This window comes from Micromonospora sp. WMMB482, from assembly GCF_019038635.1.
GTDB lineage: Bacteria > Actinomycetota > Actinomycetes > Mycobacteriales > Micromonosporaceae > Micromonospora > Micromonospora marina.
This window is the reverse complement of the sequence record NZ_JAHOPD010000020.1, coordinates 2,918,342-2,945,007: the sequence shown is the minus strand read 5'-3', so window position 1 is coordinate 2,945,007 and position 26,666 is coordinate 2,918,342. Positions and strand designations below refer to the sequence as shown.

Below are 26,666 nucleotides of genomic sequence, written 5' to 3'. Positions count from 1 at the left end.
CGGCCGTCACTCGTATCCCATCGCGGGGATGATCTCGCCCAGTTCCCGCTCGACGTACGCGCGGGTGCCGGCGTCGAACTGGTCGTCGCGATGCGCGAGCTTGTCCGCCTGGAACGTCGACGCGGTGACGGCGTCCTCGACGCCCAGCCGCTCGAACAGGGCCCGCCGCTGCCCGGGCCAGTCGGCCGCCAGATCCTCCGCCTTCACCTCGACGTATCGCCTGCTCGTCAGGTCGGCCGCGTTCTTCCAGGCCAGCCACCTCTGGTAGACCGGCACAAGGTAGGCGAGCGCCCCGTCGACAGTGGACGGCGCCCACGGCTGGGCCAGGTGGGAGGCGAGCACCGCCACCGGATGACGCTTGATGTGCACGATCGTCGCCTCGGGGACCAGCTCCCAGAGAAAGTCCATGGCGAACAGGTTGAACGGCGTCTTCTCGCACCAGGTCGGCTTGCCCGCGTCGGCCGCCGCCCCGCCGAACAGGGTGTCGACCAGGCCCCGCAGGATGCCGACCAGTTCGCCCCGGTCGGGGAAATACCTCGGCACGACCCGCCGTCGGCTGGCCGGCCCGAACGGCCCGGCGGGCCGGTCGCCGTCGCCGAAGCCCTCCGCGGGCGCGGGCTCCTCGAAGGCGTGCGCGATCACCTGCGGCCAGAGCTGGTGTACGGCGTCCCGGTAGCGCCGCTCGCCGACCAGCTCGGGCACGGTCTTGCCACGGTCGTCCCGCCGGCCGGGCACGCGTACGGTGAGGAAGTCGCTCAGCCGGTGCAGGGCGTCCTCACCGACGATGGGGTCGTACCGGTCGGTGAGCGCGTCGGCCAGGTCCCGCAGGCCACCGGGTTCGACGAGGAACTTGGTCTCCATCGGGATCCGGTGGATCAGCGGATGCTGGCCGATGATGTCGGCGATCCGCGACGTGCCCGAGCGGCCGGTACCCGCGACGAAGACCGGTGAGGGAGACGGCATGGACGGCAGTCAAACTCCCGGCCCGGCGCCGGGGCAATCCAATTTCCCCCGCCGAGATCAGCTGATCGCGCACCTGGCCGACGCGGTCGGGTCCGTCGCCGTGCCGCACCCGATCCGGGTCGCCGTCGACGGGCCGCCTGCCGCCGGCAAGACCACGCTCGCCGACGAGCTGGCCGCCGTCCTGCGCGTCCGTGGCCGGTACGTCATCCGCGCGACGGTCGACGACTTCCTCTTCCCCCGGGAGCGGCGCTACCGGCGCGGCGAGTTCTCGGCCGAGGGCTGCTACGTCGACACCCACGACCACGGGGCGCTGAACCGGGTGCTGCTCGATCCGCTCGGGCCGGGCGGCGACCGACGGTTCCGGCACGCGGTCTACGACCACGCGACGGATACGGTGCTGTCCCCGCCGGTCACCACCGCCCCGGCTGACGCCGTGCTGGTGTTCGACGGTGTCTTCCTGCTGCGCCCGGAACTGCTCGACCGGTGGGAGCTGCGGGTCTTCGTGTCGACCGCGCCGGACCGTACCGTGGATCGTGCGGTGGTCCGGGAGAGCCCGCTGTCGTCCCGGGCGGACGTCGAACGGCGCTGGCGGGAGCGGTACCTGCCCGCCCAGCGTCTCTACTTCGCCACGGCCCGCCCGGCCGAGCGCGCCGATGTCGTCGTGCACAACGACGATCCCCGGCGGCCGATCTGGGAGACCCGCACGCACACGGATGGCAGGCTGGCGACCATGGACAGGAATCGGGTGGCCGCCTGGATCGCGGCGTACGAGCAGGCGTGGCGCACACCGGGAACGGCGGCGCTCGGCACGATGTTCACCTCCGACGCGAGCTACCGGCAGGGGCCGTACCGGGATCCGGTCGTCGGCCTGCCCGCCATCACCCGCATGTGGGACAGCGAGCGCGACGGACCCGACGAGGTCTTCGAGATGACGTCGGAGATCGTCGCGGTCGACGGCGACACCGCCGTGGCCCGGGTGCATGTCCGGTACGGCGACCCCGCCGACCAGGAGTGGCGCGATCTCTGGATCATGCGGTTCGCTGAGGACGGCCGGTGCCTGTCGTTCGAGGAGTGGCCGTTCGCGCCGGAGAAGCGGGCCCCCGCCGCCGGGTGAGAGACCAGCCGCCTACTCGGCGAATATCTCGCCGAGGATGCGTTGCGCGTCGGCTGACTCCTCCGCGTCGTCGGGTTCGTCGAAGGTGCGGGAGTAGGTGGACAGCGTCTTCCAGAGGGCCCAGCCACGTCCGCGCGCCCAGGTCGCGTCGTCCACCGACAGCCGCTCGCGGAACGCCGCCCGGCCTTCGGCGGTCAGCACCGTCCAGGCGATCGCCAGGTCGCAGGCCGGGTCACCGACGCCGCATGTCCCGAAGTCGATGACGGCCGCCAGCCGGCCGTCCGCGAGCAGCAGGTTCCCCGGGGCGATGTCGCCGTGGAACCAGCGGTCCACCCCGTCCCATCGGGCGGCCGCCGCCCGCGCCCAGATCTCGCGTACCAGCCCGGCATCGACATGGCCGTCCAGTGCCACGAGCGCCTGCTCGACCTTCCCGTCGTACGTGCGCAGCGTGCCACCCCGGAACCAGTTGTGGACACCCGGCTGCGGACCACCGGCGGCGTCCACGTCCCGCAGGGCCGCGAGGAATCCGGCCAGGTCGAGCGCGAAGCGCACCGGGTCGGCGATGCGGTCCGGCCGCGCGGTCTCGCCGTCGAGCCATCGGTAGATCGACCACGGATAGGGGTAACCCGCACCCGGCTCGCCTCTCGCCACCGGGCCGGGGACGGGTAGCGGCAGCCGGGCGGCGAGGGCCGGGAGCCAGCGATGTTCCTTGTCGACGGCCAGGGCGTACTCGGCAGCGCTGGGCAGGCGCACCAGCAGCTCGGGGCCGAGGTGGAAGGTCCAGTTGTCCCAGCCGCCGTTGGCGACCGGCTCGATCGGGAGGCCGGCCAGGTGTGGGAACTGGTCGGCGACCAGACGACGCACCTGCGCCCCGTCGACAGGGATGCGCCGTGGTGGGGGACCGAGATCCGGTACGTCACTCACAACCGTGCGATGTGCGCGACGAATGCCGCCCAGCTCGACGGCGTGAATGTCAGCGCGGGCCCCTGCCGGTCCTTGCTGTCCCGCACCCCCACCACACCGGGCAGGTTGTCCGCCACCTCGACACAGTCACCCTGGTTGCCGCTGCTGCGGGTGCTCTTGCGCCAGATCGCGCCGGTCAACTCCATCGCTTCGCCGCCTCCGAAATCGCCGCCAGCGTGGCCCCGTGCGGCATCGCCTCCGCGCAGGGAGAGAACTGTAACCAGGGTCAGGCGCGCTTGGTGTGCGCGACGAACGCCGCCCAGCTCGACGGCGTGAATGTCAGCGCGGGCCCCTGCCGGTCCTTGCTGTCCCGCACCCCCACCACACCGGGCAGGTTGTCCGCCACCTCGACGCAGTCGCCGGAATTGCCGCTGCTGCGGGTGCTCTTGCGCCAGATCGCGCCGGTCAACTCCATCGCTTCGCCGCCTCCGAAATCGCCGCCAGAGTCGCCCCGTGCGGCATAGCCTCCGCGCGGACCGACTCCCAGGTCTGCCGCAGTGATTTTACGTCCGCGTGTCGCTCCACGATCGTGCCGTGCAGCTGGTTGTCCAGGTAGCCCACATCGTCGCCGTCGGCGGGGGTGGCAAGCACGAAAGCACCGTTGAGTCCCGGATACGAACCGACTGTTTCCGGAACCAGGTGCAAGTGCACCCGAGGTCGTCGGCCCATCTCCACCAGATGCGCCAACTGCTCCTGCATCACCTTCGGCCCGCCCACCGCGCGGGCCAGCACCGAATGGTCGAGCACCGCCACGAACTGCGGCGGGGCAGGACGGTCCAAGACCGATTGCCGGGCAAGTCGAGCGGCCACCTGCTGCTCCATCGCATCACCTACAAGCGGGCTTGCGCCCTCGTGCAGCGCGCGGGCGTACCCCTCGGTCTGCAACAGACCGGGCACCACCAGCGGTTGGAAGCTGCGCAGCGCCGTCGCCTCCTGCTCGATGCTCACCCACTCGCGGAACCACGGCATCAGCGCCTCCTGCATCAGCGCGTCCCGGATCCGCACCAGCAGGCCGCCGCCGTTCAGCACTTCGTCGCAGCGCTCGGTGAACTCGGCGCGCGGTGCCCGGCGGCACTGCTCGACGGCCGCCACCAGCGACGCCGAGTAGCTCACCCGCTCGCCCAGCGCCTCCTGGGTCAGCCCCGCATCGGTGCGTAACCGGCGCAGCTCACCGGCGAACAGTTCCCACAACGGCACACGGATCATCTGCACACCTCTGCACACGGCTGCACACGGAAATCGGCCGGTCGGACGGCCAGGAAGGTGGGGGTGGAACGCCTTCCGACCCTAGCGGCGCGGTGACGAGACTGTCACGCAGTGGAGCCGAATTCGTCCGGTTCCCGCTACCGAGAGGAGTTGCGCCGTGCGACTGCGCTGGTTCCGCTGCCGGGGTGCGTCGGCACCGACACTGCCCCACCGGGTACGGGGCGACAACCTGCCGGAGTGGATGCGGCAGCCGACGCGTCCACTGCCGACGATGGGCCCCGGCCGGGTCGGCAACCTCACCCCGGCCCAGCAGTGGCGGGCGAACGGCGGCCGATGGTCCGTACCGGAGCAGCGCGGGAACGGCGGCGGCCATCGGTCCGCCCCGGAGCAGCGCCCGGGAGACGGCCACCACGAGGAGCGCCGGTGATCAGCCACCAGCTCGGGCAGCCGCCGGACGGGCCCAGGCCGGACCGCCCCCGGCCGTACCCGTTGCACGCCACCCCGCACACGCCGCTGCGTCCGATGTGGTGCTGCCGGGCCTGCGGGCAGCCGTGGCCGTGCCCGACGGCCCGGCTGCTGCTCCGCAGCGAGTACGAGGACAACCGGATCGGGTTGTCCATCTACCTGTGCGGGCTGCTGTACGAGGCCACGCGCGACATCTACCGGCTGAACCCGGACGACGCGCCGGCCCCGGCCGACATGTTCGCGCGCTTCGTCGGCTGGGGCCCGTACCGCCGTCACCGGCCCGTCCCACCGGGCGGCGACTGTTAATAAGGGGCCCTTCCTCTACCGGAGGCGTTAATAGGGTGCCCCTCCTTTCACCGCCAGCCGACGTCGATGCGGTCGCCTCGCTCGTCGAAGAAGTGCAGCGCGTCCATCCGTACCTGCACCGCGAGCGGGTGCCCGGGCGACACCTGCGGGTACGGCGCGAGCCGCACCGCCAGTTCCGCCGGACGACGGTGGTGGCGGCCCGGGTCGGGCAGCACGCTCGTGCGGTTGCCGCCGCCCCCGCCCACCTCCAGGGCCGGGGCCGACGACTCCGTCGCGCGGCCGGTGAGGCGCTGCATCACCTGGTTGAACCGGCGCAGGCCGCGCTGGCCCGGCGCGGCCTGTTCGACCGGGGTGCCCATCTCGTCCACGACGATCGCGGTGGCGCCGATGTCGAGGAACGCGAGCGACTCGTGGCCGTGGTGCTCCAGGTAGCGGATACGCCCGTGCAGCACGTCCCCGGCGGTGTCCGGGGCGACCGGGGTGAGCGCCTCGGCGCGCATGCCGACCACGATCCGCTCACCGTGGTAGTGCGCCACCGCCCGGCTGCGGATGTCGTCCCAGGGCAGGTAGAGCGCCTGCTCGCCGAGGTTCAGCGCGACGTACCGGTCGAGGTGGACGTAGACCGACGCCTCCAGCAGGTTCATCCGGGGGCTGCCCAGGAACGCGGCGACGTAGAGCGTGGCCGGCCGGCCGTACACCTGGGTGGGAGTGCCCACGTCCTGGAGCACGCCCTTGCGCATGATGGCGACCCGGTCGGCCATGGTCAGCGCCTCGGCCTGGTCGTGGGTCACGTAGATGGTGGTGACGCCCAGCTCGCGGGTGAGGCCGGAGATCTCCGCCCGCAGTTCGGCGCGCAGCCCGCTGTCCAGGTTCGACAGCGGCTCGTCCATCAGGAACAGGCCGGGCCGGCGCACTATCGCCCGCCCCATGGCGACCCGCTGCCGCTGGCCGCCGGAGAGCTGGCTGGGCTTGCGCCCGAGCACGTCGCCGATGCCGAGCGCGCTCGCCACGTCCTGGATCCGCTCGCCGCGCGGGCCGGGCTCGACGCCGCTCAGGCGCAGCGGGAAGCCGATGTTGTCGCCGACCGTCATGTGCGGATAGAGCGCGAAGTCCTGGAAGACCATGGCGATCTTCCGGTCGCGCGGCGGCAGGTCGTTCGCCAGCTCACCGCCGAGCATGATGGCGCCGGAGGACGGGTCCTCCAGCCCGGCGACCATGCGCAGCACCGTCGACTTCCCGCAGCCCGACGGGCCGAGCAGCACCATGAACTCGCCGTCGTTGACGTCCAGATTGATGGTGTCGACCGCGACTGTTCCGTCCGGGAACACCTTGGTGACATCCTTGAGCGCGACGGTCGCCACCGTCACCTCCCCAGTTCCTCGCCCCAAACTCGGGAATGACTGTGACCAGGATCATCTGATTCGCACATCGGGTAAACGTGCCATGTTCAGCTCGTGACAGTCCTATTAAGCGGTTTTCGCCGGTCTCAATCGTCAAGTGACCTGCCGGTAACCCTTTTTACGGCGTTTCGCCGAGGAACACGCGGCGCACCACCCGCTCGGCGGCGTGCCCGTCGTCGAGGGCGCAGAACCGCGACCGGAACGCCGCCCGGGCCCGCTCGGCCACCTCGTCGTCGACCGCGCCGGAACGGAACACGTCGAGCAGGCCGGGGAAGTCCCGCGCCACCGCGCCCGGCGGCTCGGCCGGCAGGTCGAAGTAGACGCCACGGGCCACCCGGTAGGCGTCCCAGTCCGGCGCGTAGACCACAATCGGCCGGTCCAGCACGGCGTAGTCGAACATCGCCGAGGAATAGTCGGTGACCAGCACGTCCGCCGCCAGGTAGAGGTCCTCCACCCGGTCGTACGCGCTCACGTCCAGCACGCCGTCCGACGCCGGTCCCCTGGGATGCCGCTCCCGGTCGTGGAAGTAGTGGCTGCGCATCAGCAGCCGGCCCCGCGGCCCGAGGACGTCGAGCATCCGGTCCGGGTCGAACGGTGGCCGCCACCCGGGCAGGTGCTCCCGGTGCGTCGGCGCGTAGAGCATCACGTACTCGTCGGGTGCGATGCCCAGCGCGGCGCGGACCTGGCCGCGGTCCTCGGCGGTGGCCAGCGCCAGCCGGTCGTTGCGCGGGTAGCCGACCTCCAGCGTGGTGTAGTCCGCCGGGTACGCCCGCTCCCACATCTGCGTGGAGAAGCTGTTCGAGGTGATGCTGTAGTCCCACCGGTCCACCCGGCGCAGCAGGCCGGCGAAGTTCATCCCCATCGCGCCCACCGGGTAGCGCTGCTGGTCCAGGCCCATCACCTTCACCGGCGTGCCGTGGTGGGTCTGCACGTGCACCGAGCCCGGACGCTTGCGGACGAAGTCCGGGAAGTTGACGTTGTTGACCAGCCAGTGGGCGCGGGCCAGGACGCGGTGGTACTCGCGGGTGCCGGCCACCACGTACTCGACGCCCGGCGGCAACGTGGCCACCCGGTCGCGGCGGACGATCCACACGCCGCGCACCTGCGGCGCGAGCCGGCGGGCCGCCTCGTAGATCGCTGCCGGGTTGCACGAGTAGCCCCGGTACCAGTAGGCCGCATACACGGCGAGCGTCGGGTCGATCGGCCGGTGCAGTTCGGCCCGGTAGTACTCGCCGAGCGCCAGGTCACGGGCCCGCCGGGCGGTACGCCGCACCGCCGGCGTCACCCGTCGCCGGGCCCGCCGGGCGGTCCGCCGGGCCGTCTCCCCCACCTGGTGCGCCTCCCGCAACGCGCTGAACGTCCGCCAGCGCCCGGCCGCCACCAGCCGGTGCTTGAGCCCTTCCGGGCCGGGCGGGACGGGGTAGCCCTCGGGCGGCAGGAACCGTACGTAGTCGGCGTGCATCTGGGCGAAGAACGGCGCCCGCAGCTCGGGGGCGATCCGGGCGCCGTTGCCGAGCACCGTGAGGTAGTGCCAGATCATCCGCTCGAAGACCGCCGGCCGCAGCCCGGTCACCTGCCAGCGGTCCATCAGCCCGAACACCCGGTGCCACTGCGCGAAGACCTCGAAGTGCCGGTCCCCCCGCGTCTTCGTGATCGCGCCGGTGCGGCGCTGCCGGTAGTTCAGGCAGATCCGATCGAGTACGCCGATCCGCCCGGCCGCCATCAGCGCCGGGTAGCTGAACGACACGTCCTCGTACCAGCCCGGCTCGAAGCGCAGCCCGCGCTCGTTCAGGAACTCCCGGCGTACCACCCGGTTCCACGCGGTGTGCAGCAGCTTCAGGGTCTCCGGCCGGTCCCGCAGCGCGAACGTCGTCGCGCCCGGCGGGACCGGGAACACGTCGCGCATCGCGCTGCGGGTGCCGATGTTGTTCCAGTGCGCCCGGACGTGGTCCACGATCAGCACGTCCGGCGCGGTGTCACGGAGCCGGTCGGCGACGTGCGGCAGGCAGCCGGGCACCAGCCAGTCGTCCCCGTCGACGAACCACACGTACTCGCCGACGGCCCGGTCCAGCCCGATGTTGCGGGCCGGACCGAGCCCGACGTTCTCGGCGAGGCGCACCGGGCGGACCCGGGGGTCGCGGAGCGCGTACTCGGCCAGGATCTCGCCGCTGTCATCAGGGGAGGCGTCGTCGACGCCGATCACCTCGATGTCGCCGAACGGCTGGTCGAGGATCGAGTCGAGGCATTCCCGCAGGTAGCCCTGCACCTTGAAGGCCGGCACGACGAAGCTGATCAAGGTCACCCCGGCCCGCCCTCCGTCAGCCCGGCGAGCGCACACCCCCACGGGCGCGGGCCGGCAGGACCACCCAGGCGAGGACCACGCTCGCGACAAAAACCACGAAAAGGTACGCAGTCATTGTAGCCAGAGCGAAGCTCACAGTTCCGGCAGTTGCCGCGGCTGCCAGCAGCACGGAGCGCCCCAGCCAGCCCAGCGTGGCGGCGTGCAGCGGCGGCGCCGACTGCCGCTTCTCCAGCCGGGCCGTCAGGTCGTAGTGGTGCAGCGTCAGCACCAGGACGTACCCGAAGATCAGCCAGGCCGGCGCCCGGCCCGCCACCCCGACCGCGATGGCGAACAGGTACTCGGCGGCCCGCAACGCAGCAGGCACCAGCCAGTCCAGCGAACCGCCGTGCGGCGCCCGCGAAGCCGCGCCCGCCAGCAGCACCAGTGCGAGAACCACCCCCCAGCCGGGCACGTCGCGCCCGCCGTGCACCGCCCACAGCGCCCAGCCCAGCAGCGCCGCCGCGCCCAGCACGGCCACCAGCGCCACCGGCAACGGCCTGCGCATCGACTGCAGCGTCCGGGCCAGCAGGCCGTCGTCGCGGTGCAGACCCGCGTCCACTGTGGTCAGCACCGGCACCCGCATCCACCGCGCCCGCAGGGTCCGCAACCCCAGGGTGTACGCGAACGCCAGCGTGCCCCAGACCAGCACCGTGACCAGCGCCACCAGCGGCCCGAACAGCGCGGCGGCGATCGCGATCAGCGCCCACCGCTCACCGATCGGGAACACCACTGTGCGCTTCAGCCAGTACGACACCGAGCCGGTGTCCGCCTGCACCCGCGTCGACGCGGCGTTCAGCTTCCCGCCGATGCCGCCCGCGTCGGCGCTCACCACCTTCGGCCGCCGGGCCGCCTCGTCGTGCAGCGCCCCGTACCAGGTGTCGGTCATGTGCCGCACCGTCTGCAACGTCATCGCGGCCAGCGCCAGCGCCCAGCCGTACCGGAACCCGGCGTGCGTCGCCCCGAAGCCGAGACCGGCGTAGACCACGTACTCCTTGAACCGGTCGGCCATCGTGTCCAGCCAGCCGCCCCAGGCGCTGAAGTGCCGGGTGTAGCGGGCCAGCTGCCCGTCCACGCAGTCCAGCACGAACCCCAGGTAGAGCAGGACCGCGCCGGCCACCAGCGCGGGCCGCCCACCGGCGCCGAACAGCACAGCCGCGGCCACCGCGAACGCCACCGAGACCATGGTGACCCCGGTCGGGCCGATCCCGATCCGGGCTGCCGCCTTCGTGACGTACGGGGACCAGGTGCTGACGAAGAACGTGGTGAAGAAGTCGTCCCGCTCCTTCACCGACAGCTTCAACTCGGCACGGTCCTCGTCCACGGCCGCCACCGCCGCCTCGGCCGCCGCCCGCTGCGCCTCGTCGCCGACCCGGTGCGCCACGAGCAGACGTACCCGATGGGCGAAGATCAGCGTGCCGCGCGCGGCGAGGCCGGCCACGAGCCGGTCCACCGCGCCCAGCGGCCCGCCCCCGGCGTCGCCGGCGCCGGTCTTGGACGGCGCGTCGGCGGCGGCCACGCCCGGCGCGGACGCCACGTCGACGGCGCTGACGCCGGGCGCGGGCACCGGCTCGACCAGGCGCGCGTCCGGCGCACAGGCCCCTCCGGGGGCGCTACCGGCGGCGCGGCGGGCGGCGTCGGCCAGCGCGGGCAGGTCGGCCGCGCCCACCCGCAGCGCGCCACCGAACACGCCGCTCGCGTCGGCGGCGCCGACCTCGACCACCTGCCCGCGTTCCTCGCGCACAGTGGCCTGCCCCGGAGCGGGCGGATCGGTGAGCACCAGCGCCACCGTCGGCCCGACCGGGCTGGTCGCGAGATGCCTGAGTACGGCCGTGTGCGCCACCAGATCCGCGCCGCTGACCAGCACCGGGCCGGTCGCGTCGGCCACCAGGTCGGCCAGCTCGGTCAGGTCGGCGGCGACGCGCACGTCGTCCGCCCCGGCCCGGCGCCACTGCGCGGCCAGGCGTTCGGTGAGCGATTCCCCGTCGAGTCGGCCCGCCGTCGCCCCGGTCGGGCGGCCCGGCTCGGTCGGGCGGCCCGGCTCGGTCGGGCGGCCCGGCTCGGTCGGGCGGCCCGGCTCGGTCGGGCGGCCCGGCGGCTCGGTGAGGTGGCTCGCCGCCGGATCAGCGGCGAGCACGATCGCGAGCGTCACCGCTTCGCCGCGTCGGCGTAGGCGGCCAGCGCCTCGTCGATCGTCCCGTCGACGATCAGCCGTCCGGCGTCGAGGTAGAGCCCCCGACGGCAGAACCGGGTGAGGTCCTTGTCGTTGTGTGACACCAGCACCAGCGTGCGCCCTTCCGCGAGAAGTCGCTCGATGGTCGCATAGCACTTCGCACGGAACTCCGCGTCCCCGACCGCTGTCACCTCGTCCACAAGCAGCACCGGGTGCGGCAGGTGCGCGATCACCGCGAAGCCCAGCCGCACCTTCATCCCCGACGAGTAGTGCCGCACCGACGTGTCGATGGCGCGTTCCACCTGCTCACCGGCGAACGAGACGATCTCGTCGAAGTGTTCCCGCAGGTACGCCGACGAGAGCCCGTGCAGCCCGCCCACCAGGTACAGGTTCTCCCGGCCGGTCAGGTCGCCGGAGAACCCGGCGGACAGTTCGAGCAGCGGCGCCACCCGGCCGCGTACCCGGATCGAGCCCTCGTCCGGGATGAGCACACCGGCGATCAGCCGCAGCAGCGTGCTCTTGCCGGTGCCGTTCCGGCCCACCACGCCGACCGTCTCGCCCGGCTCGACCCGGAACGACAGGTCGCGCAACGGCCAGAACCGGCCCGCGTCCGGGTCGCGGGCGCCCCGGTGCACGATCAGCTCCCGCAGCCGCAGCTGACGGCGCCGGTTACGGACGAACCGGATGCCGAGCCCGTCCGCCTCGATGATCGGGGCCATTCAGAGTTCCTTCAGCACTGCCGGTTCGAGGCGGTGGAACGCCCACCAGCCGAGCGCCAGCACCAGCACGCTGCCGGACACCGTGATCGTGAGCAGCCGGGCGTCAGGGAACTCGTCCGGATACCAGACCGCGTGGTGCAGCTGGAAGATCCCGACCAGCGGGTTCAGCTCGTACCCGATCTTGAGCCAGCCCGGCATGCCCGACTCCCGCACGAGGTCGAGCGGGTAGATGATCGGGGTCGCGTAGAACAGCAGCCGGATGATCAGCCGCATCGTGCGCTCGATGTCGCGCATCAGCACGTTGCCCGCCGACAGCAGCAGTGCCAGACCCACCAGCAGCACGAACTGCACCGCCACCGCGAGCGGCAGGGCGAGCAGGCTCCAGCCGGGGCGGATCTTCCCCTGGCTCGCGTAGAGCGCCGCGACGGCGGCCAGGATCGGCAGCCCGGCCAGGTACTCGGCGAACCGACCGGTGACCCGCCCGATCGGGAAGATCGGCCGGGGCAGGTTCATCGTGGTGATCAGCCGCGACTGCCCGGTGAGCGCGTTCGCCGCCTCGGTCAGCGCCGAACTCGCCCACATCCAGGCGAAGATGCCGGTGATCAGGAACAGCGGGTACGACCCGGCCGCCTCGCCCAGGTGCCGACGGGTCGCGCCGGAGTAGAGCACGCCGAAGACGAACCAGTAGATCAGGCCCATGCCGAGCGGCTCGATCAGCGACCAGAAGTAGCCCAGCACCGACTGCTGGTACTTCACCGCGAGATCCCGGCGGACCAGGATGCGCAGCGAGGTGCGGGCGGACCAGAGCGCCGCGACGCCTGACGTCACCGCACCATCGTCGCCCCGTCCGGCACGGCCCCGGCCCCGGCACGCGCCGGATCACCCCAACGGGGTCAGCACTCGATCACGTTGACGGCGAGCCCGCCGCGCGCGGTCTCCTTGTACTTGACCTTCATGTCCGCGCCGGTCTCCCGCATGGTCTTGATGACCTTGTCCAGCGACACGGCGTGCACCCCGTCGCCCCGCAACGCCAGCCGGGCCGCGGTGATCGCCTTGATGCTCGCCACCGCGTTGCGCTCGATGCACGGGATCTGCACCAGGCCACCCACCGGGTCGCAGGTCAGCCCCAGGTTGTGCTCCATGCCGATCTCGGCGGCGTTCTCCACCTGCTCCGGCGTACCGCCGAGCGCCTCGGCCAGCCCGGCCGCCGCCATCGAGCACGCCGAACCCACCTCGCCCTGGCAGCCCACCTCGGCGCCGGAGATCGACGCGTTCTCCTTGAACAGCACGCCGATCGCACCCGCCGCCAGCAGGAACCGGACCACGCCCTCCTCGGAGGCACCCGGCACGAACCGGGTGTAGTAGTGCAGCACAGCCGGGATGATCCCGGCGGCGCCGTTCGTCGGCGCGGTGACCACCCGCCCGCCGGCCGCGTTCTCCTCGTTGACCGCCAGCGCGAACAGCGTCACCCAGTCCATCGCCCGCAGCGGATCCTGGCTGCCGGTCTCCGCCTCCAGGCTGCGCCGCATCTCGGCCGCGCGCCGCCGGACCTTCAACCCACCCGGGAGTACGCCGTCACGGGTGCAGCCGTTCTCCACGCACTCGCGCATCACCCGCCAGATCTCCAGCAGCCCCGCCCGGACGTCCGTCTCGCTGCGCCAGGACAGCTCGTTGGCGAGCATCACCTCGCTGATCGACAGGCCGGTCCCGGAGGTGACAGTCAGCAGCTCCGCGCCGGTCAGGAACGGGTGCCGCACCCGGGTGGTGTCCGCCTTGATCCGGTCCGCCCCGGCGGCTGCCTCGTCCACCACGAACCCGCCGCCGACCGAGTAGTACGTGCGCGTCCGCACCTCGTTCCCGGCCGCGTCGTACGCCGCGAACGTCATCCCGTTCGGGTGGTACGGCAGCGAGCGCCGGCGATGCAGCACCAGATCGGCGTCCGGGTCGAAGTCGATCCCCTGGCTGCCGAACAGGTCGAGCCGCCGCTGGGTGCGGATCCGCTCCACACGCGGCCCGACCGAGTCGGTGTCGACGGTCTCCGGGACCTCGCCCTCCAGCCCCAGCAGCACCGCCCGGTCACTGCCGTGCCCGTGCCCGGTCGCGCCGAGCGAGCCGAACAGCTCCGCCCGTACCCGCGCCACGTCGGCGAGCTGCCCGTCGGCCTTCAGGCCCGCCACGAACGTACGGGCGGCCCGCATCGGCCCGACGGTGTGCGAGCTGGATGGCCCGATACCGACGCTGAAAAGATCGAAAACACTGATCATTGGCTGCTTTCCTCGCCGTCGTCCCCGTTGTGCGGATCCGAGCCGGTGCGTGGGTGCCGCGCCCGCCGGGCGGGTAGACGGCCGACGCCCGGGGTGGGGGCGCTCGACCGGCGAGCCTACCTCGCCCCCGTGAATACCCGTCCCCGCTCCGCCACATGCCCGCCCCGACCCAGGACCCCGCCCCCGCCCGCCCTCGCCCCACCCCTCCTCGCCCCCGCCACTCCCCGCCCCCGCCCCTCCCCGTCGTCTTGGAGTTATGGCACCCAGGATGTCCGCTTAGCACCATTCGAGAGGCGCCACAACTGCAAGATCGACGCAATGGTCCAGCCGCCAGCCCGCCAGCCCGCCAGCCCGCCAGCCCGCCAGCCCGCCGAGATCTTGGTAGCAAAAGGCCCCCATAGGGGCACTTTCCTACCAAGATCTCCACTGATCCCAGTCGACGGAACACCCTTCCCGCGAGGCGGAAAGCGTTCGACGCAGCAGCCCTCGCCGAGCAGCGCTCCCCTGACGGCCACCCCCACCACTCCCGCGATCTTGCAGTTGCAGCCCCGAGATAAGGGTGCGAATCGGGCACAACGGGGGCCGCAACTGCAAGATCGCGAGGACGGGCGCGAGGACGGGCGCGAGGGCGGGGCGAGGGCGGGGACGGAGTGTGTGGGCGTCGGTGGGGGCGGTCCGGGGTAAGCACCTACGGGTGCCCGGGTCGCCGATCCTCCTCGGGACTGAGGGCGCGGCGCGAACCCCTTTCTACCGTGGAATCAGCGCGGCGGATCGCCGCAGAAGTGGGAGACGACGATGAGTCGCAAACTGGTCCGGCCCCGCCAGGGGCGCATGATCGCCGGTGTCTGCGCCGGCCTGGGGCAGCGGTTCGGCATGTCGGCCGGCATGGTCCGGCTGCTGTTCCTGCTGTCGCTGCTACTGCCCGGCACGCAGGTGATCGTCTACCTGGTCCTGTGGATCCTGATGCCGAACGAGGACCGCTACCTCGCCACCCGCTGACACGACACGAGCCGGGACGCCGGCACACACGCGAACGCGCCCGCCCCGGGCCACCGGGGCGGGCGCGCGACGTACTGGTGGTCAGGGCGCGGTGTAGGTCACAGTCACCTTCTCGTACCCGAGGGAGCGCAGCAGCCCTTCGAGCATCTTGCGGGTGTTCTCCTCGGCGCGGGTGGTGAGGCCGCTGTCCCGGGCGGCGGTGGTGATCCGGTCCTCGGCGAGCTTGTAGATCTGCTGCTGCCGGTTGGGGTCGCCCGCGATCAGGTCGTTGAGCCGGTTGATCAGGCCGCGCTGCTCGGCGAACACGTAGCTCTTGTCCATGTCCAGGTCGGTCTCGCCGAGCTGCGGCGCGGGCAGCTTGATCTCGGCGGACTTGCCGTCCTCGGAGACCACGACGGCGCCGTCGGCGATCTTCGTGAAGTCGACGTACGCCTCGACCCGGCCCGCCCCGACGAACAGCGTGCGCTCGTTGAGCAGGAAGTCGGGCACGTTGCGCCTGTCGTTCTGCACGTCGACCACCACCTGGAAGTTGCCCTCGGCGGCGACGTAACGGCTCAGGTCACGGATCGACTTGAGCAGCGGCGGCTGGCTGCGGTCGGTCTGCTCCTTGGCGAACGGGTTGCGGAAGTCGGGCAGCAGACCGGTGGCCTGCACGCCGAGCAGCACCACCACCGCCAGCGCCGCCGCGCCGAGCACCCAGAGCAGGCCGCGGGCCGGGCCACCGCCCGACGCCGGGGCACCGGGGGCGTACTCGCGGTCGTGCTCGGGCGAGCCCTCCGCCCGGTCGCGAAGGGACTCGCTGGTGGGGTAGCCCGGGAACTCCCGGGTGGGCTCGTTGATGTCACCGTCGCGGGTCATCGCCCTCACCGTCCTCGTCCGACAGAGTCCTCGTCCGACACATCGACTGACAATGACGGTACGGCCATCCTGCGACAGTCGCGCGCCGAGCGACCGGATCGGGTGAAACCGCAGGTCAGGCGAACGCGGAAACGCCGGTCAGCCGCTGGCCGATGACGAGCTGGTGGATCTCGGAGGTGCCCTCGTAGGTGAGTACGCTCTCCAGGTTGTTGGCGTGCCGCATCACCGGGTACTCGCCCGAGACGCCGTTGGCGCCGAGGATCGTGCGGCACTGCCGGGCGATGGCGAGCGCCTCCCGGACGTTGTTCAGCTTGCCCACGCTCACCTGGTCGGGCCGCAGCGTGCCCGCGTCGGCGAGGCGGCCCAGGTGCAGCCCGAGCAGCATCCCCTTGTTCCACTCCACCGCCATGTCGGCGAGCTTGGCCTGGGTGAGCTGGAAACCGGCGAGGGGGCGGCCGAACTGGGTGCGCGTGGTCGCGTACTCCAGGGCCGTCTCCAGGCAGTCGCGGGCCGCGCCGAGCGCGCCCCAGACGATGCCGTGCCGGGCCTCGGTCAGGCACCCCAGCGGCGCCTTGAGCCCGATCGCCTCGGGCAGTCGCGCATCAGCCGGCAGCCGGACGTCGTCGAGCGCGATCTCGCCGGTCACCGACGCGCGCAGCGACATCTTGTGCCGGATCTCGCGCGCCGTCACCCCCGGCGTGTCCATCGGTACGGCGAAGCCGCGCACCCCTTCGTCGGTACGCGCCCAGATCACGCCCACGTCGGCGATCGGCGCGTTGGTGATCCACAGCTTGCTGCCGTTGAGGATCCAGTCGTCGCCGTCGCGACGGGCCCGGGTGGCCATCGAGGCGGGGTCGGAGCCGTGGTCGGGTTCGGTGAGCCCGAAACAGCCGATCGCCTCGCCGGCCGCCATCGCGGGCAGCCAGCGCTGCTTCTGCTCCTCACTGCCGTAGCGCCAGATGGCGTACATGGCGAGCGACCCCTGCACCGACACCAGCGACCGGACGCCGGAGTCGCCGGCTTCCAGTTCGAGGCAGGCCAGCCCGTACGCGACTGCCGACGCGCCGGCGCAGCCGTACCCGGTCAGGTGCATGCCGAGCAGGCCGAGCTTGCCGAACTCGCGGGCCAGGTCGCGGGCCGGCACCTGGCCGTCCTCGTACCAGCCGGCGACGTGCGGGCGTACCCGGTCGGTCACGAGCCGGCGCACGACGGTGCGGATCTGCCGCTCCTCGTCGCTGAGCGACGCATCGATGTCGAGCAGGTCGAGAGGAGTCATGGCGTCACCTTAACCAAGACTCAAGGAGGCGTCACTCGCCCTGGTCACCGAGCACGAGCACCCGCGCGTGGATCTGGTTGCGCTGCTGGAGCGCCGCGCGCAGCGCCCGGTGCAGGCCGTCCTCCAGGTAGAGGCCGCCGTTCCACTGCACCACGTGCGGGAAGAGGTCGCCGTAGAAGGTGGAGTCCTCCGCGAGCAGCTTGTCCAGCGCCAGTTCACGCTTGGTGGTGATGAGCTGGTCGAGCCGCAGCGGGCGCGGCGGGATCTCGGCCCACTGCTTCAGCGTGAGGTTGTGCTCCGGGTAGGGACGCCCGTCCCGGACCGCCCTGAAGATCACGGCGTGCTCTCCTCCCCAGGCCAGGCTGACAATGTGGATGTCAGCCTAACCGCTCAGGTCCACCGTCCCCGCCGCACCACATCCTGCACCGGACGCCGCCCTCGGCGCAGCGACGGTGACCGGTGGTCGACAGCTCGGTAACCTACTGTGATCGCGCCGATCGGGTGCAGTTCGGGCGGTACCCCGAACGCCTCCCGGTACGCCCCGATGCGCTGCGGCGGAACGCCGAAGAAGCAGGCACCCAACCCTTCGTCGACGGCGGTGAGCAGCATCAGCAGCGCCGCGAAACCGGTGTCCACGTACCAGTAGGGCACCGGCCAGCGGTCCTCGGCGCGGTCCGACCAGCCCTTGTCCGCCTCGGCGTAGCGGTCCAGGTAGGCGTCGCGGTTGGCGTGCGGCACCACGATCAGCGGCGCCCGGCGCATCCCGGTCAGCCAGCGCTCCCGGCCGCCGCCGTCAGGCGTGGTCGCGGCCCAGAACCGTTCCCGGTCCTCGGGCTCCTCCAGCACCAGGAAGCCCCAGCCCTGCGAGAACCCGGCCGACGGGGCCCGGACGGCGTGGTCCAGCAGCCGATCCACCACCTCCGGCGGCACCGGCCGGTCGGGGTCGTAGTTGCGCACCATCCGGCGACGCCGGACGACCTCGGCGAACTCCACGCTCAGACCTCCGGGTGGACGCCCCAGGCGCCCCGCCACGTCTGCCCCGGCTCCAGCACGATCAGGTCCTTGCCGGAGCGGAACGCGTCGGGCGGGCAGGTCATCGGCTCCACCGCCACGGACCGGCGGTGCCGTTCCCCGCCGAGGGTGTCGCCGGTGAACACCTGCCACCAGCCGAACTCGCGGTCCGCCCAGATCCGCAGCCCGGACGAGCCGTCCGGCGCGCTCAGCACCACCGCCGAGCCGCCGTCGGCGTCCCGCTCGACGTCACCGAACGCGGTGTCGAGCACCAGGTCGCCGATCGGCCGGGGGCTGGTGAAGTCGAACTCGGAGCCGGTCACCTCGGCGGCGGCGACCGGCAGCATGCGGCTGTCCACCAGCACCCGCCGCCGGGCCGGTACGTGCAGCCGCAGCTCGTCCACGCCGACCTTGGGCAGTTGCAGGTAGGGGTGCACGGAGAAGCCGAACGGCGCGGGCTCGCCGGAGACGTTCGTCGCCTCGTGCTCGGCCCGCAGGCCGTCCGGGCCGACGCTCCACCGGGCCCGCAGCCGCAGCGCCCACGGGTAGCCGGGGCTCGGCGGCAGGTCGTAGCCGATGGTCACGCTGTCCGCCGACTGCTCGACCGGCTGCCACCGCACCCAGTTCACCAGGCCGTGCAGGGCGTTGCGCCGCTCCGGCTCGGTGAGGTCGAGCTGCAACGACCGCTCCCCGACCGTGTAGACGCCGTCCCGGATGCGGTTCGGCCAGGGCGCGAGCACCTGCCCGGCCGAGCCGGGGCAGACCTCGTCCTCGGCGTACCCGTCGAGGTGGTCCACGCCGTCGTGGCGGTAGGCCCGCAGCCCGCCGCCCACCTCGACCACGACGGCCTCGTGGCCGTCGGCCGCGATGGTCCACTGTGTCCCGGACGGTGGCTGCGCGTCGATCCCCATGTCGGCGACCCTACCGTCAGCGGCGCTCCTCGGCGGGAGTGGTCGAGCGATAACGCAGCAGCGCCGGGAACGCCACCACCAGCAGCACCGCGAGTACGGCGGCGGCCAGACCGCCACCGACCATGGCGAAGCCGGTGCCGAAACCGGCGGCCATCGCACCGGCGCGCAGATCGCCCAGACGCGGGCCACCGGCGACCACCACCGTGTTCACACCCTGGAGGCGGCCGCGCATCCGGTCCGGCGCGTAGACGAGCAGCATCGACTGGCGCAGCGTGGCGCTGACCAGGTCCGCCGCACCGGCGACACCCAGCAGCACCACCGCCACCCACAGCTGCCCGGCCAGCCCGGCGAACGCGATCGCCACGCCCCAGCCGACCACCGCCACGGTGAGCGCGAGGCCCTGCCGGCGGACCCGGCCGATCCACCCGGAGGTCAGGCCGCCGAGCATCGCGCCGATGGCGATGGAGCTGTAGAGCCAGCCCACCGCGGAGGCGCCGCCGAAGCGCTCCTGCGCCAGCTCGGGGAAGAGCGCCCGCGGCATGGCCAGGATCATCGCGATCAGGTCGATGGCGAACGAGAGCAGCAGCACCCGCGTGGTGGCCAGGTAGCGGAAGCCGTCGACGATGCTGGCGAACCCGGCCTTGCGGACACCGCCGTCCGGGTCCGGCGCGGGCGGCATCGCGGGCAGGCGCAGCGTGGCCCAGAGCGACGCGGTGAACAGCAGCGCGTCCGCCGCGTACGCGATGGGCAGCGCCACCCCGACCTGCCAGGCCGCGAAGATCAGCCCGGCCGCGAGCGGGCCGAAGACGGCGGCGGCGGTGAACGTGGTGAAGTTCAGCGTGGTGGCCGCCGGGACCAGCTCGGCGGGCACCAGCCGGGGCAGGATCGCGCTGCGGGCCGGCGAGGTGATCGCGAAGGCGGTCGACTGGAGGCCGACGAGCAGCAGGAGCAGCAGCGGGCTGCGCGCGCCGGCCAGCGACTGCACCAGCAGCCCGAGCGTCGAGGCCCAGAGCACGGCGCCGCCGACCAGCAGCACCCGGCGGCGGTCCCGGGCGTCGGCCACCGCGCCGCCCCACAGCCCGAAGATCAGCAGCGGCACGAACCCGGCGATGCCGAGCAGACCGACCCAGAGCGAGCCGCCGGTCAGGTCGAACATCTCCACCGGCACCGCCACGGCGGTGAACTGGAACCCGAACATGGCGATCGCGTTGCCGGTCCAGACCCGCCGGTACGCGGGCACGCGCAGCGGACGCAGGTCGATCGCCCAGCGGCGCGCACCCCGCCGCCGGGCCGACGTGACATCGGTCACGGCGCGAGCCGCTCGACGACGAAGACCCCGTCCCCGGTACGCCGGAAGCGCAGCCGGTCGTGCAGCCGGCTGGCCCGGCCCTGCCAGAACTCGACAGTCTCCGGACGGACCCGGAACCCGCCCCAGTACGGCGGCGCGGGGATCGGGTCCACGTCGGCGAACCGCTCGGCCGCCGCCCGGTACGCCGCGTCGAGCGCGGTCCGGTCCGGCACCACCGTCGACTGGGCGCTGGCCCACGCCCCGAGCTGCGAACCGCGCGGCCGGCTCGCGAAGTACGCCTCGGTCTCGGCCCGGTCCACCTGCTCGACCCGGCCGGTCACGATCACCTGCCGCTGCATCGGGAACCAGGGGAAGACCAGGCTGGCCCACGGGTTCCCGGTCACCTCGGTGCCCTTGCGCGAGCCGTGGTTGGTGAAGAAGACGAAGCCCTCCGGGTCGTACCCCTTGAGCAGCACCGTGCGCCCGCTGGGCCGGCCCCGGGCGTCGGCCGTGCCGAGCACCATCGCGTTCGGTTCCGGCAGCGGATGAGCCACCGCGTCGGCGAACCAGCGGGCGAACTGGGTGTGCCAGTCCGCTGCCAGGTCCGTCTCGGTCAGGCCCAGGTCGGCCGCGTACTCGTTACGCATGCCGGCCGGGGCGGGTGTGTCGCCTGTCACTGTGGTAGTCCCTCTCCCGGGCGTGCCGGCGTCCCCCGACGCTGGCCAGGCCCCGGTACCCAGTCTTCTCCTCCCCGAACGGGCGTCCACCGGCGGGGATGTCGCGTGGCGCACAGTGGCTGTGGGTCGCGCAGCTCGTTACCCACCGGGCAAGATGTCACGAACCATTCCCTGAAGGGTCGCCTGAGCTGCGGGGCTCGATCAGCCCGCCCGGGCGCGCCGAGCCGAAGCCAGGAGACGACATGTCCGATTTCAAACCGGGGCTGGAGGGCGTCGTAGCCTTCGAGACCGAGATCGCCGAACCCGACCGCGCGGGGGGATCACTGCGCTACCGGGGCGTGGACATCGAGGACCTGATCGGCCAGGTCTCGTTCGGCAACGTCTGGGCGCTGCTGGTGGACGGCCGGTTCGGCCCGGGTCTGCCGCCGGCCGAGCCGTTCCCGGTGCCGGTGCACTCCGGTGACATCCGCGTCGACGTGCAGTCCGCGGTCGCCATGCTCGCCCCGTACTGGGGGCTCAACCAGCTTCTCGACATCTCCGACGAGCAGGCCCGCGAGGACCTGGCCCGGGTGTCGGTCACCGCGCTGTCCTTCGTCGCCCAGTCGGCGCGCGGCCTCGGCCTGCCGGCCGTGCCGCAGAAGGAGATCGACAAGGCGGAGACCATCGTCGAGCGGTTCATGAAGCGCTGGCGCGGTGAGCCCGACCCGCGGCACGTCAAGGCCGTCGACGCGTACTTCATCTCGGCCGCCGAGCACGGCCTGAACGCCTCCACCTTCACCGCCCGGATCGTCGCCTCCACCGGCGCGGACGCCGCGGCCTGCATCTCCTCCGGCATCGGTGCGCTCTCCGGCCCGCTGCACGGCGGCGCCCCGTCCCGCGTGCTCAGCATGCTGGAGGCGGTCGAGCGCAGCGGCGACGCCGACGGGTACGTCAAGGGCGTCCTGGACCGGGGCGAGCGCCTGATGGGCTTCGGCCACCGGGTCTACCGGGCCGAGGATCCGCGCGCCCGCGTGCTGCGGCGTACCGCCAAGGAGCTGGGCGCGCCCCGCTTCGAGGTCGCCGAGGCGCTGGAGAAGGCCGCGCTGGCCGAGCTCCAGGCCCGCCGCCCGGACCGCGTCCTCGCCACGAACGTCGAGTTCTGGTCGGCCGTGGTGCTGGACTTCGCCGAGGTGCCGGCGCACATGTTCACCTCGATGTTCACCTGCGCCCGGATGGGCGGCTGGTCGGCGCACATCCTGGAGCAGAAGAAGCTCCAGCGGCTGGTCCGGCCGTCGGCCACGTACGTCGGCCACGGTCCGCGCAAGCCGCAGCAGGTCGAGGGCTGGGACGCCATCCCGCACGGCGTCTGAGGTGTAAGGAAGGGGCCCCGCTTAACGCCTCCGGTAGAGGCGGGGCCCCTTCTTAACGCCCGCCTCCGTGCCCACGAGGTGCTGCGCCGCTGTGGCGTACGACTCAGCGCCCACCGTGGGACCAGCCGCCGGCCCGGCCCGCCCGGGTGCGAGGATGAAGGCCGGCAGCGCTGCCGGCCGGGCTCGGACCCCGGCCGCCTCGTGCGCCCGGCGCACGCCCGGCCATCGGTCCGAACCCGCACGAAGGGCCCGCCCTCGCCCATGCGGAAGGATCTTGAAGACCGTGGCTGACGCACCGACCATCCGGATTCCCGACGATCTCAAGCCCGCCGACGGACGTTTCGGCTGCGGCCCGTCCAAGGTCCGTCCGGCCGCGGTCTCCGCCCTCTCCGACGTCGCCACCAGCTACCTGGGCACGTCGCACCGGCAGAAGACGGTCCGCGACCAGGTGGCCCGGCTGCGCCGCGGCCTGGCCGAGTTCTTCTCCCTGCCCGAGGGGTACGAGGTGGTGCTCGGCAACGGCGGCACCACCGCGTTCTGGGAGGTCGCCACGTTCGGCCTGATCCGCGACCGGGCCCAGTTCGCCAGCTTCGGCGAGTTCGGCGCCAAGTTCGCCAAGTCGGTCTCCGACGCGCCGTTCCTCGGTGAGCCGACAGTGCGCAAGTCCGACGCGGGCAGCGCCCCGACGCTCGTGGCCGAGGCCGGCGTGGACGTCTACGCCACCCCGCACAACGAGACCTCGACCGGCGTCGCGGTGCCGATCAGCCGGGTGGCGGGCGCCGACGAGGGCTCGCTGCTGCTGGTCGACGCCACCTCCGGCGCGGGCGGCCTGGACGTGGACGTCGCCCAGACCGACGTCTACTACTTCGCCCCGCAGAAGTGCTTCGGCTCCGACGGCGGGCTCTGGCTGGCCCTGATGTCGCCGGCCGCGCTGGCCCGGGCCACCGAGGTCAAGGAGTCGGGCCGCTACATCCCGGCCTTCCTCGACCTGGTCACCGCGATCGACAACTCGCGGCTGGAGCAGACGTACAACACCCCGGCGCTGGCGACCATCTTCCTGGCCGCCGAGCAGACCGACTGGATGAACTCCCAGGGCGGGCTGGCCTGGGCGGCCAAGCGCACCGCCGAGAGCGCCGGCATCGTGTACGGCTGGGCCGAGCGCTCGTCGTTCGCCACGCCGTTCGTGCCGGACCCGGCGCTGCGGTCCAACGTGGTCGCCACCATCGACTTCGCCGACGGGGTGGACGCCACGGCGATCGCCAAGGCGCTGCGCGCCAACGGCATCGTCGACACCGAGCCGTACCGCAAGCTGGGCCGCAACCAGCTGCGGATGGCGCTGTTCCCGGCCGTCGAGCCGGCCGACGTCGAGGCGCTCACCGCGTCCATCGACTACGTGGTCGAGCGACTCTGATCACGTGGTCACGGTGCGTGGCCGTCGGGGCTCCGGCGGCCACCCACCGTGATCATTACCGCAGCTCAGTCACGACATGCCGGGGTGTCGCAGTCCCCATCGGCGGGTAGATGAGCGTACGGTGGTGCGAGACGCCCGGGTGGCCGGCTCCCGTGGCGTGACGGCCAGCGAAGCGGGACGGAGGCAAGCCCATGCGCCCAGTACGCTTCGTCGCCCTCTCCGAGGACGGCCAGGCCCTGGTGCTCGCCGACGAGGTGGGGCGCCTGCTGGCGCTGCCCATCGACGAGCGGATCGCGTCGGCGCTGCACGCCGAGCCGGGCGCCCCGCCGCTCGCGGTGGTGCCGAGCGCCACCGACCCGACCCCGTCGCTGTCCCCACGGGACATCCAGGCCCGGATCCGCTCCGGCGAGTCCGCGGAGGACGTCGCCCGCATCGCCGGTGTACCAGTCGACCGGGTGCTGCGCTACGCCGGCCCGGTGCTCCAGGAGCGGGCCATGCTCGCCCAGCACGCCCGCCGCACCCGGCTCAAGGGCGCGGAGAAGCCGACCCCGCTGGCCGAGGTCGTCAACGGCCGGCTCGCCCAGCACGGCATCGACACCGAGAAGATCTCGTGGGACGCCTACCGCCGCGACGACGGCACCTGGCGGATCATCGCGACCTGGCCGTCCGGCAAGGCCACCGCCCAGGCGGTGTGGGATCTGGACAAGACCCGGCAGAACGTCGCCCCGCACGACGACATGGCGCAATACCTGTGCGCCGAGCGGCCCACGCCGATCCTCGGCCAGGAGCCGGCGCCGGAGCGGGGCGGTCACGCGCTGCCCGGTCCGTCGCGCGGCGAGCCGAGCCGGGGTGGGCACGGCCTGCCGGCCGCCTCCGAGCACGCCCGTCCGGGGCGTGACCCGATCCGCGCCGGCCGGGACGCGCTGCTCGCCTCGCTGGACCGTCCGCTCGGCGGCACGTCCGGGCGTGGTCTCGACACCCGTTCCCCGGCCGCGCTGGCCGGGCCGGAGGCGCCCCGTCAGCGGGCCGTCGCCGGTGGTGCCGCCGCGCTGCTCGGTGGTGGGCAGGGTTCGGCCTTCGACGACGACTCGGACGCGCCGAAGGAGATCCCGGCCGTACCCTCGCTGGCCGTGCTGCGGCCCCGCCGCACCGGCCCCGCGGCGGCGACCGGCGGTGCGGCCGCCGAGTCCGCCGAGGCCGGTGGCAAGCCGCGCAAGCGGCTGCCGAGCTGGGACGACGTGCTGTTCGGCACCGGCCCGGCGGCCCGCGAATCATCCTGATCCATCGCTCCACCCTGGCTCGTCGACAAGGCACTCGAAGTGCCGGCGTGCCAGGGTGGAGGCATGGAGTACACGAACCTGGGACGCACCGGCCTGTCCGTGAGCCGACTCTGCCTCGGCACGATGAACTTCGGTCCGCAGACCGACGAGCCGGACAGCTTCGCCATCATGGACCGGGCGCTCGAACACGGGATCAACTTCTTCGACACCGCGAACGTCTACGGCTGGAAGCTCGGTGAGGGTGTCACCGAGCAGATCGTCGGCCGCTGGTTCGCGCAGGGCGGCGGGCGCCGCGACAAGGTCGTCCTCGCCACCAAGGTGTACGGCAAGATGGGCGAGTGGCCCAACGAGCAGGGCCTGAGCGCCCGGCACATCATCCGGGCCTGCGAGGACTCGTTGCGCCGCCTCCAGACCGACACGATCGACCTCTACCAGATGCACCACATCTCCCGGACCACGCCGTGGGAGGAGATCTGGCAGGCGATGGAGACGCTCGTCGCCCAGGGCAAGGTGATCTACGTCGGCTCGTCCAACTTCGCCGGCTGGCACATCGCGCAGGCGCAGGCCGCAGCCGGAAAGCCCAACTTCCTCGGCCTCGTCTCCGAGCAGTGCATCTACAACCTGCTGACCCGGTACGTCGAACTGGAGGTCGTGCCGGCCGCCCAGCACTACGGGCTGGGCATCATCCCCTGGTCGCCGCTGCACGGCGGGCTGCTCTCCGGCATCATCCGCAAGATGGCCGAGGGCAGCGCGGCGCGCGGCACCACCGGCCGCTCGGCCGACGCGCTGGCCGAGCACCGGAACACCATCGAGGCGTACGAGAAGCTCTGTGCCGACCTCGGCCACGACCCGGCCGACGTGGCGCTGGCGTGGCTGCTGTCCCGGCCGGGCGTGACCGCCCCGATCGTCGGCCCGCGCACGATGGACCAGCTCGACCGGAACCTGGGTGCCCTCGACGTCCACCTGGACGAGTCGACGCTGACCCGGCTCGACGAGCTGTTCCCGCCGGTGGGCAACGGTGGCCCGGGCCCCGAGGCCTGGGCCTGGTAGGTGTAAGGAAGGGCCCCTTCTTAACGCCTCCGGTAGAGGAGGGGCCCCTTCTTAACGCCCCGCCAGCCCGCCAGCTCCCAGCCCTCCAGCGCCCAGCCGCCAGGCGGCGACGCGGGTGTGGCGCGGGGTTCGGCCCGGGTGGCTGCGGATCAGGAGCAGCTCGGTGGCCGTCCACTGCGGCCCGGCATAGTCGTCCAGCGTGTGCACGTCCGCGCGGATGTCGGCCTCGGGCACCCGGTCGCCGGGGCGGGCGATGGTCAGGTGCGCGCGGAACGGCTTGTCGTCGCAGGGCAGCCCGGCCTCGCGCAGCCCGCCGCGGATCGACCGGGCGAGCGCGTCGAGTGCCTCGACCTCGCCGTACACGTCGACCCAGAGCACTGTGGACCGCCCCGGACCGAAGCTGCCGCCACCGGCGAGGCGCAGCAGCGGGGAACGAGCCGCCCGGGCGGCCGAGGCGAGCGCGTGCTCCACATCGGGGAGCCGGCCGTCCGGCACCTCGCCGAGGAACGCGAGCGTGAGGTGCAGGTTCGCCGGATCGGTGAGCCGGGCGTGGCGCGCGGACGCGACCCGCAGGCCCTTGATCCGGGCGGTCAGGTCCGCGACGGCCACGGCGGGCGGGTAGATCGCCGCGAAGAGACGCACCCG

27 protein-coding genes and 1 pseudogene are annotated in these 26,666 nt (G+C 72.6%); 9 read left to right on the top strand and 19 right to left on the bottom strand.

The genetic code is table 11. The features are described from left to right. Window positions 1–6 precede the first annotated feature (6 nt). Entirely contained in the window at window positions 7–963 is a 957-nt protein-coding gene (locus KSK32_RS14925) for a sulfotransferase (RefSeq protein ID WP_216931760.1), read from the bottom strand. Between KSK32_RS14925 and KSK32_RS33425 the strand changes: the two are divergent. Both KSK32_RS33425 and KSK32_RS33420 read left to right on the top strand, forming a co-directional pair. Next, window positions 962–1,666, top strand: a pseudogene (locus KSK32_RS33425) (AAA family ATPase); the annotation flags it as partial. The gene KSK32_RS14925 and the pseudogene KSK32_RS33425 sit on opposite strands and share 2 nt — an antisense overlap. 27 nt (window positions 1,667–1,693) lie before the next feature. Next, window positions 1,694–2,077, top strand: coding sequence for a nuclear transport factor 2 family protein (locus KSK32_RS33420; RefSeq protein ID WP_254187983.1), 384 nt, complete (start codon window positions 1,694–1,696; stop codon window positions 2,075–2,077). 12 nt (window positions 2,078–2,089) lie between these two features. Here the strand turns inward: KSK32_RS33420 and KSK32_RS14915 are convergent, their stop codons facing one another. The 4 genes from KSK32_RS14915 to KSK32_RS14900 all read right to left on the bottom strand — a co-directional run bounded on the left by KSK32_RS14915 (window position 2,090) and on the right by KSK32_RS14900 (window position 4,246). Beyond that, window positions 2,090–3,001, bottom strand: coding sequence for an aminoglycoside phosphotransferase family protein (locus KSK32_RS14915; protein ID WP_216931758.1), 912 nt, complete (start codon window positions 2,999–3,001; stop codon window positions 2,090–2,092). Continuing rightward, complete coding sequence (locus KSK32_RS14910) at window positions 2,998–3,186, bottom strand: DUF397 domain-containing protein (RefSeq protein ID WP_216931757.1); 189 nt, start codon at window positions 3,184–3,186, stop codon at window positions 2,998–3,000. The genes KSK32_RS14915 and KSK32_RS14910 overlap by 4 nt, the downstream gene beginning before the upstream one ends. Before the next feature lie 80 nt (window positions 3,187–3,266). After that, window positions 3,267–3,455: a DUF397 domain-containing protein gene (locus KSK32_RS14905; RefSeq protein WP_194798872.1), complete on the bottom strand. Its 189-nt coding sequence runs from the start codon at window positions 3,453–3,455 to the stop codon at window positions 3,267–3,269. After that, a complete protein-coding gene (locus tag KSK32_RS14900; protein ID WP_216931756.1) occupies window positions 3,446–4,246 on the bottom strand; it encodes a helix-turn-helix transcriptional regulator in 801 nt (266 codons plus the stop codon). The genes KSK32_RS14905 and KSK32_RS14900 overlap by 10 nt, the downstream gene beginning before the upstream one ends. A 157-nt stretch (window positions 4,247–4,403) precedes the next feature. Between KSK32_RS14900 and KSK32_RS14895 the strand changes: the two genes are divergently transcribed. Together KSK32_RS14895 and KSK32_RS14890 are read left to right on the top strand one after the other, a co-directional pair. Further along, window positions 4,404–4,673, top strand: coding sequence for a hypothetical protein (locus KSK32_RS14895; RefSeq protein WP_013473758.1), 270 nt, complete (start codon window positions 4,404–4,406; stop codon window positions 4,671–4,673). Next, the gene (locus tag KSK32_RS14890; RefSeq protein ID WP_216931755.1) at window positions 4,670–5,017 is read left to right on the top strand and encodes a hypothetical protein; all 348 of its coding nucleotides are present in this window, start codon (window positions 4,670–4,672) and stop codon (window positions 5,015–5,017) included. The genes KSK32_RS14895 and KSK32_RS14890 overlap by 4 nt, the downstream gene beginning before the upstream one ends. A 47-nt stretch (window positions 5,018–5,064) precedes the next feature. Here the strand turns inward: KSK32_RS14890 and KSK32_RS14885 are convergent, their stop codons facing one another. From KSK32_RS14885 to KSK32_RS14860, 6 genes are all read right to left on the bottom strand, one after another. Continuing rightward, window positions 5,065–6,378 carry an ABC transporter ATP-binding protein gene (locus KSK32_RS14885; protein ID WP_216936099.1) on the bottom strand — a complete coding sequence of 438 codons (1,314 nt, stop codon included), beginning with the start codon at window positions 6,376–6,378 and terminating at the stop codon, window positions 5,065–5,067. 157 nt (window positions 6,379–6,535) lie between these two features. Then, window positions 6,536–8,719 (bottom strand): bifunctional glycosyltransferase family 2 protein/CDP-glycerol:glycerophosphate glycerophosphotransferase, encoded by a 2,184-nt coding sequence (locus KSK32_RS14880; RefSeq protein ID WP_216931754.1) that lies wholly within the window; start codon window positions 8,717–8,719, stop codon window positions 6,536–6,538. Between the two features lie 16 nt (window positions 8,720–8,735). Beyond that, window positions 8,736–10,718 carry a DUF5941 domain-containing protein gene (locus tag KSK32_RS14875; protein WP_216936097.1) on the bottom strand — a complete coding sequence of 661 codons (1,983 nt, stop codon included), beginning with the start codon at window positions 10,716–10,718 and terminating at the stop codon, window positions 8,736–8,738. A 185-nt stretch (window positions 10,719–10,903) separates the two neighbouring features. Continuing rightward, window positions 10,904–11,647 (bottom strand): ABC transporter ATP-binding protein, encoded by a 744-nt coding sequence (locus KSK32_RS14870; protein WP_216931753.1) that lies wholly within the window; start codon window positions 11,645–11,647, stop codon window positions 10,904–10,906. After that, window positions 11,648–12,475 carry an ABC transporter permease gene (locus KSK32_RS14865; protein ID WP_216931752.1) on the bottom strand — a complete coding sequence of 276 codons (828 nt, stop codon included), beginning with the start codon at window positions 12,473–12,475 and terminating at the stop codon, window positions 11,648–11,650. 65 nt (window positions 12,476–12,540) lie between these two features. Next, window positions 12,541–13,911 carry an L-serine ammonia-lyase gene (locus KSK32_RS14860; protein WP_216931751.1) on the bottom strand — a complete coding sequence of 457 codons (1,371 nt, stop codon included), beginning with the start codon at window positions 13,909–13,911 and terminating at the stop codon, window positions 12,541–12,543. Window positions 13,912–14,706: 795 nt separating this feature from the next. Here KSK32_RS14860 and KSK32_RS14855 point away from each other — a divergent pair. Continuing rightward, a complete protein-coding gene (locus KSK32_RS14855; protein ID WP_026267959.1) occupies window positions 14,707–14,910 on the top strand; it encodes a PspC domain-containing protein in 204 nt (67 codons plus the stop codon). Window positions 14,911–14,991: 81 nt separating this feature from the next. Here KSK32_RS14855 and KSK32_RS14850 read toward each other — a convergent pair whose 3' ends face one another. The 7 genes from KSK32_RS14850 to pdxH form a co-directional block, all read right to left on the bottom strand. Beyond that, window positions 14,992–15,768, bottom strand: a complete 777-nt coding sequence (locus KSK32_RS14850; protein WP_216931750.1) for a DUF4230 domain-containing protein — start codon at window positions 15,766–15,768, stop codon at window positions 14,992–14,994. A 115-nt stretch (window positions 15,769–15,883) separates the two neighbouring features. Continuing rightward, entirely contained in the window at window positions 15,884–17,044 is a 1,161-nt protein-coding gene (locus tag KSK32_RS14845; RefSeq protein WP_216931749.1) for an acyl-CoA dehydrogenase family protein, read from the bottom strand. 31 nt (window positions 17,045–17,075) lie between these two features. Next, window positions 17,076–17,381 carry a type II toxin-antitoxin system VapB family antitoxin gene (locus KSK32_RS14840; protein WP_013283726.1) on the bottom strand — a complete coding sequence of 102 codons (306 nt, stop codon included), beginning with the start codon at window positions 17,379–17,381 and terminating at the stop codon, window positions 17,076–17,078. A gap of 53 nt (window positions 17,382–17,434) precedes the next feature. Continuing rightward, complete coding sequence (locus tag KSK32_RS14835; RefSeq protein ID WP_216931748.1) at window positions 17,435–18,037, bottom strand: nitroreductase family protein; 603 nt, start codon at window positions 18,035–18,037, stop codon at window positions 17,435–17,437. 2 nt (window positions 18,038–18,039) lie between these two features. Further along, the gene (locus KSK32_RS14830) at window positions 18,040–18,966 is read right to left on the bottom strand and encodes an aldose 1-epimerase family protein (protein ID WP_216931747.1); all 927 of its coding nucleotides are present in this window, start codon (window positions 18,964–18,966) and stop codon (window positions 18,040–18,042) included. Window positions 18,967–18,982: 16 nt separating this feature from the next. After that, a complete protein-coding gene (locus KSK32_RS14825) occupies window positions 18,983–20,275 on the bottom strand; it encodes an MFS transporter (RefSeq protein WP_216931746.1) in 1,293 nt (430 codons plus the stop codon). Beyond that, window positions 20,272–20,901 carry a pyridoxamine 5'-phosphate oxidase gene (gene pdxH / locus KSK32_RS14820; protein WP_216936095.1) on the bottom strand — a complete coding sequence of 210 codons (630 nt, stop codon included), beginning with the start codon at window positions 20,899–20,901 and terminating at the stop codon, window positions 20,272–20,274. The genes KSK32_RS14825 and pdxH overlap by 4 nt, the downstream gene beginning before the upstream one ends. Window positions 20,902–21,173: 272 nt before the next feature. Between pdxH and KSK32_RS14815 the strand changes: the two genes are divergently transcribed. The 4 genes from KSK32_RS14815 to KSK32_RS14800 all read left to right on the top strand — a co-directional run bounded on the left by KSK32_RS14815 (window position 21,174) and on the right by KSK32_RS14800 (window position 26,021). After that, window positions 21,174–22,280: a citrate synthase 2 gene (locus KSK32_RS14815; RefSeq protein ID WP_013283721.1), complete on the top strand. Its 1,107-nt coding sequence runs from the start codon at window positions 21,174–21,176 to the stop codon at window positions 22,278–22,280. Window positions 22,281–22,563: 283 nt separating this feature from the next. Further along, entirely contained in the window at window positions 22,564–23,691 is a 1,128-nt protein-coding gene (gene serC / locus KSK32_RS14810; RefSeq protein WP_216931745.1) for a phosphoserine transaminase, read from the top strand. A gap of 191 nt (window positions 23,692–23,882) precedes the next feature. Continuing rightward, on the top strand, window positions 23,883–24,971 hold the full coding sequence (gene sepH, locus KSK32_RS14805) for a septation protein SepH (protein WP_216931744.1): 1,089 nt from the start codon (window positions 23,883–23,885) through the stop codon (window positions 24,969–24,971). 63 nt (window positions 24,972–25,034) lie between these two features. Continuing rightward, window positions 25,035–26,021 (top strand): aldo/keto reductase, encoded by a 987-nt coding sequence (locus KSK32_RS14800; protein WP_216931743.1) that lies wholly within the window; start codon window positions 25,035–25,037, stop codon window positions 26,019–26,021. A 51-nt stretch (window positions 26,022–26,072) separates the two neighbouring features. On the opposite strand, the gene thpR is transcribed toward KSK32_RS14800, so the two are convergent. Then, a complete protein-coding gene (gene thpR, locus KSK32_RS14795) occupies window positions 26,073–26,663 on the bottom strand; it encodes an RNA 2',3'-cyclic phosphodiesterase (protein WP_216931742.1) in 591 nt (196 codons plus the stop codon). Window positions 26,664–26,666 lie beyond the last annotated feature (3 nt).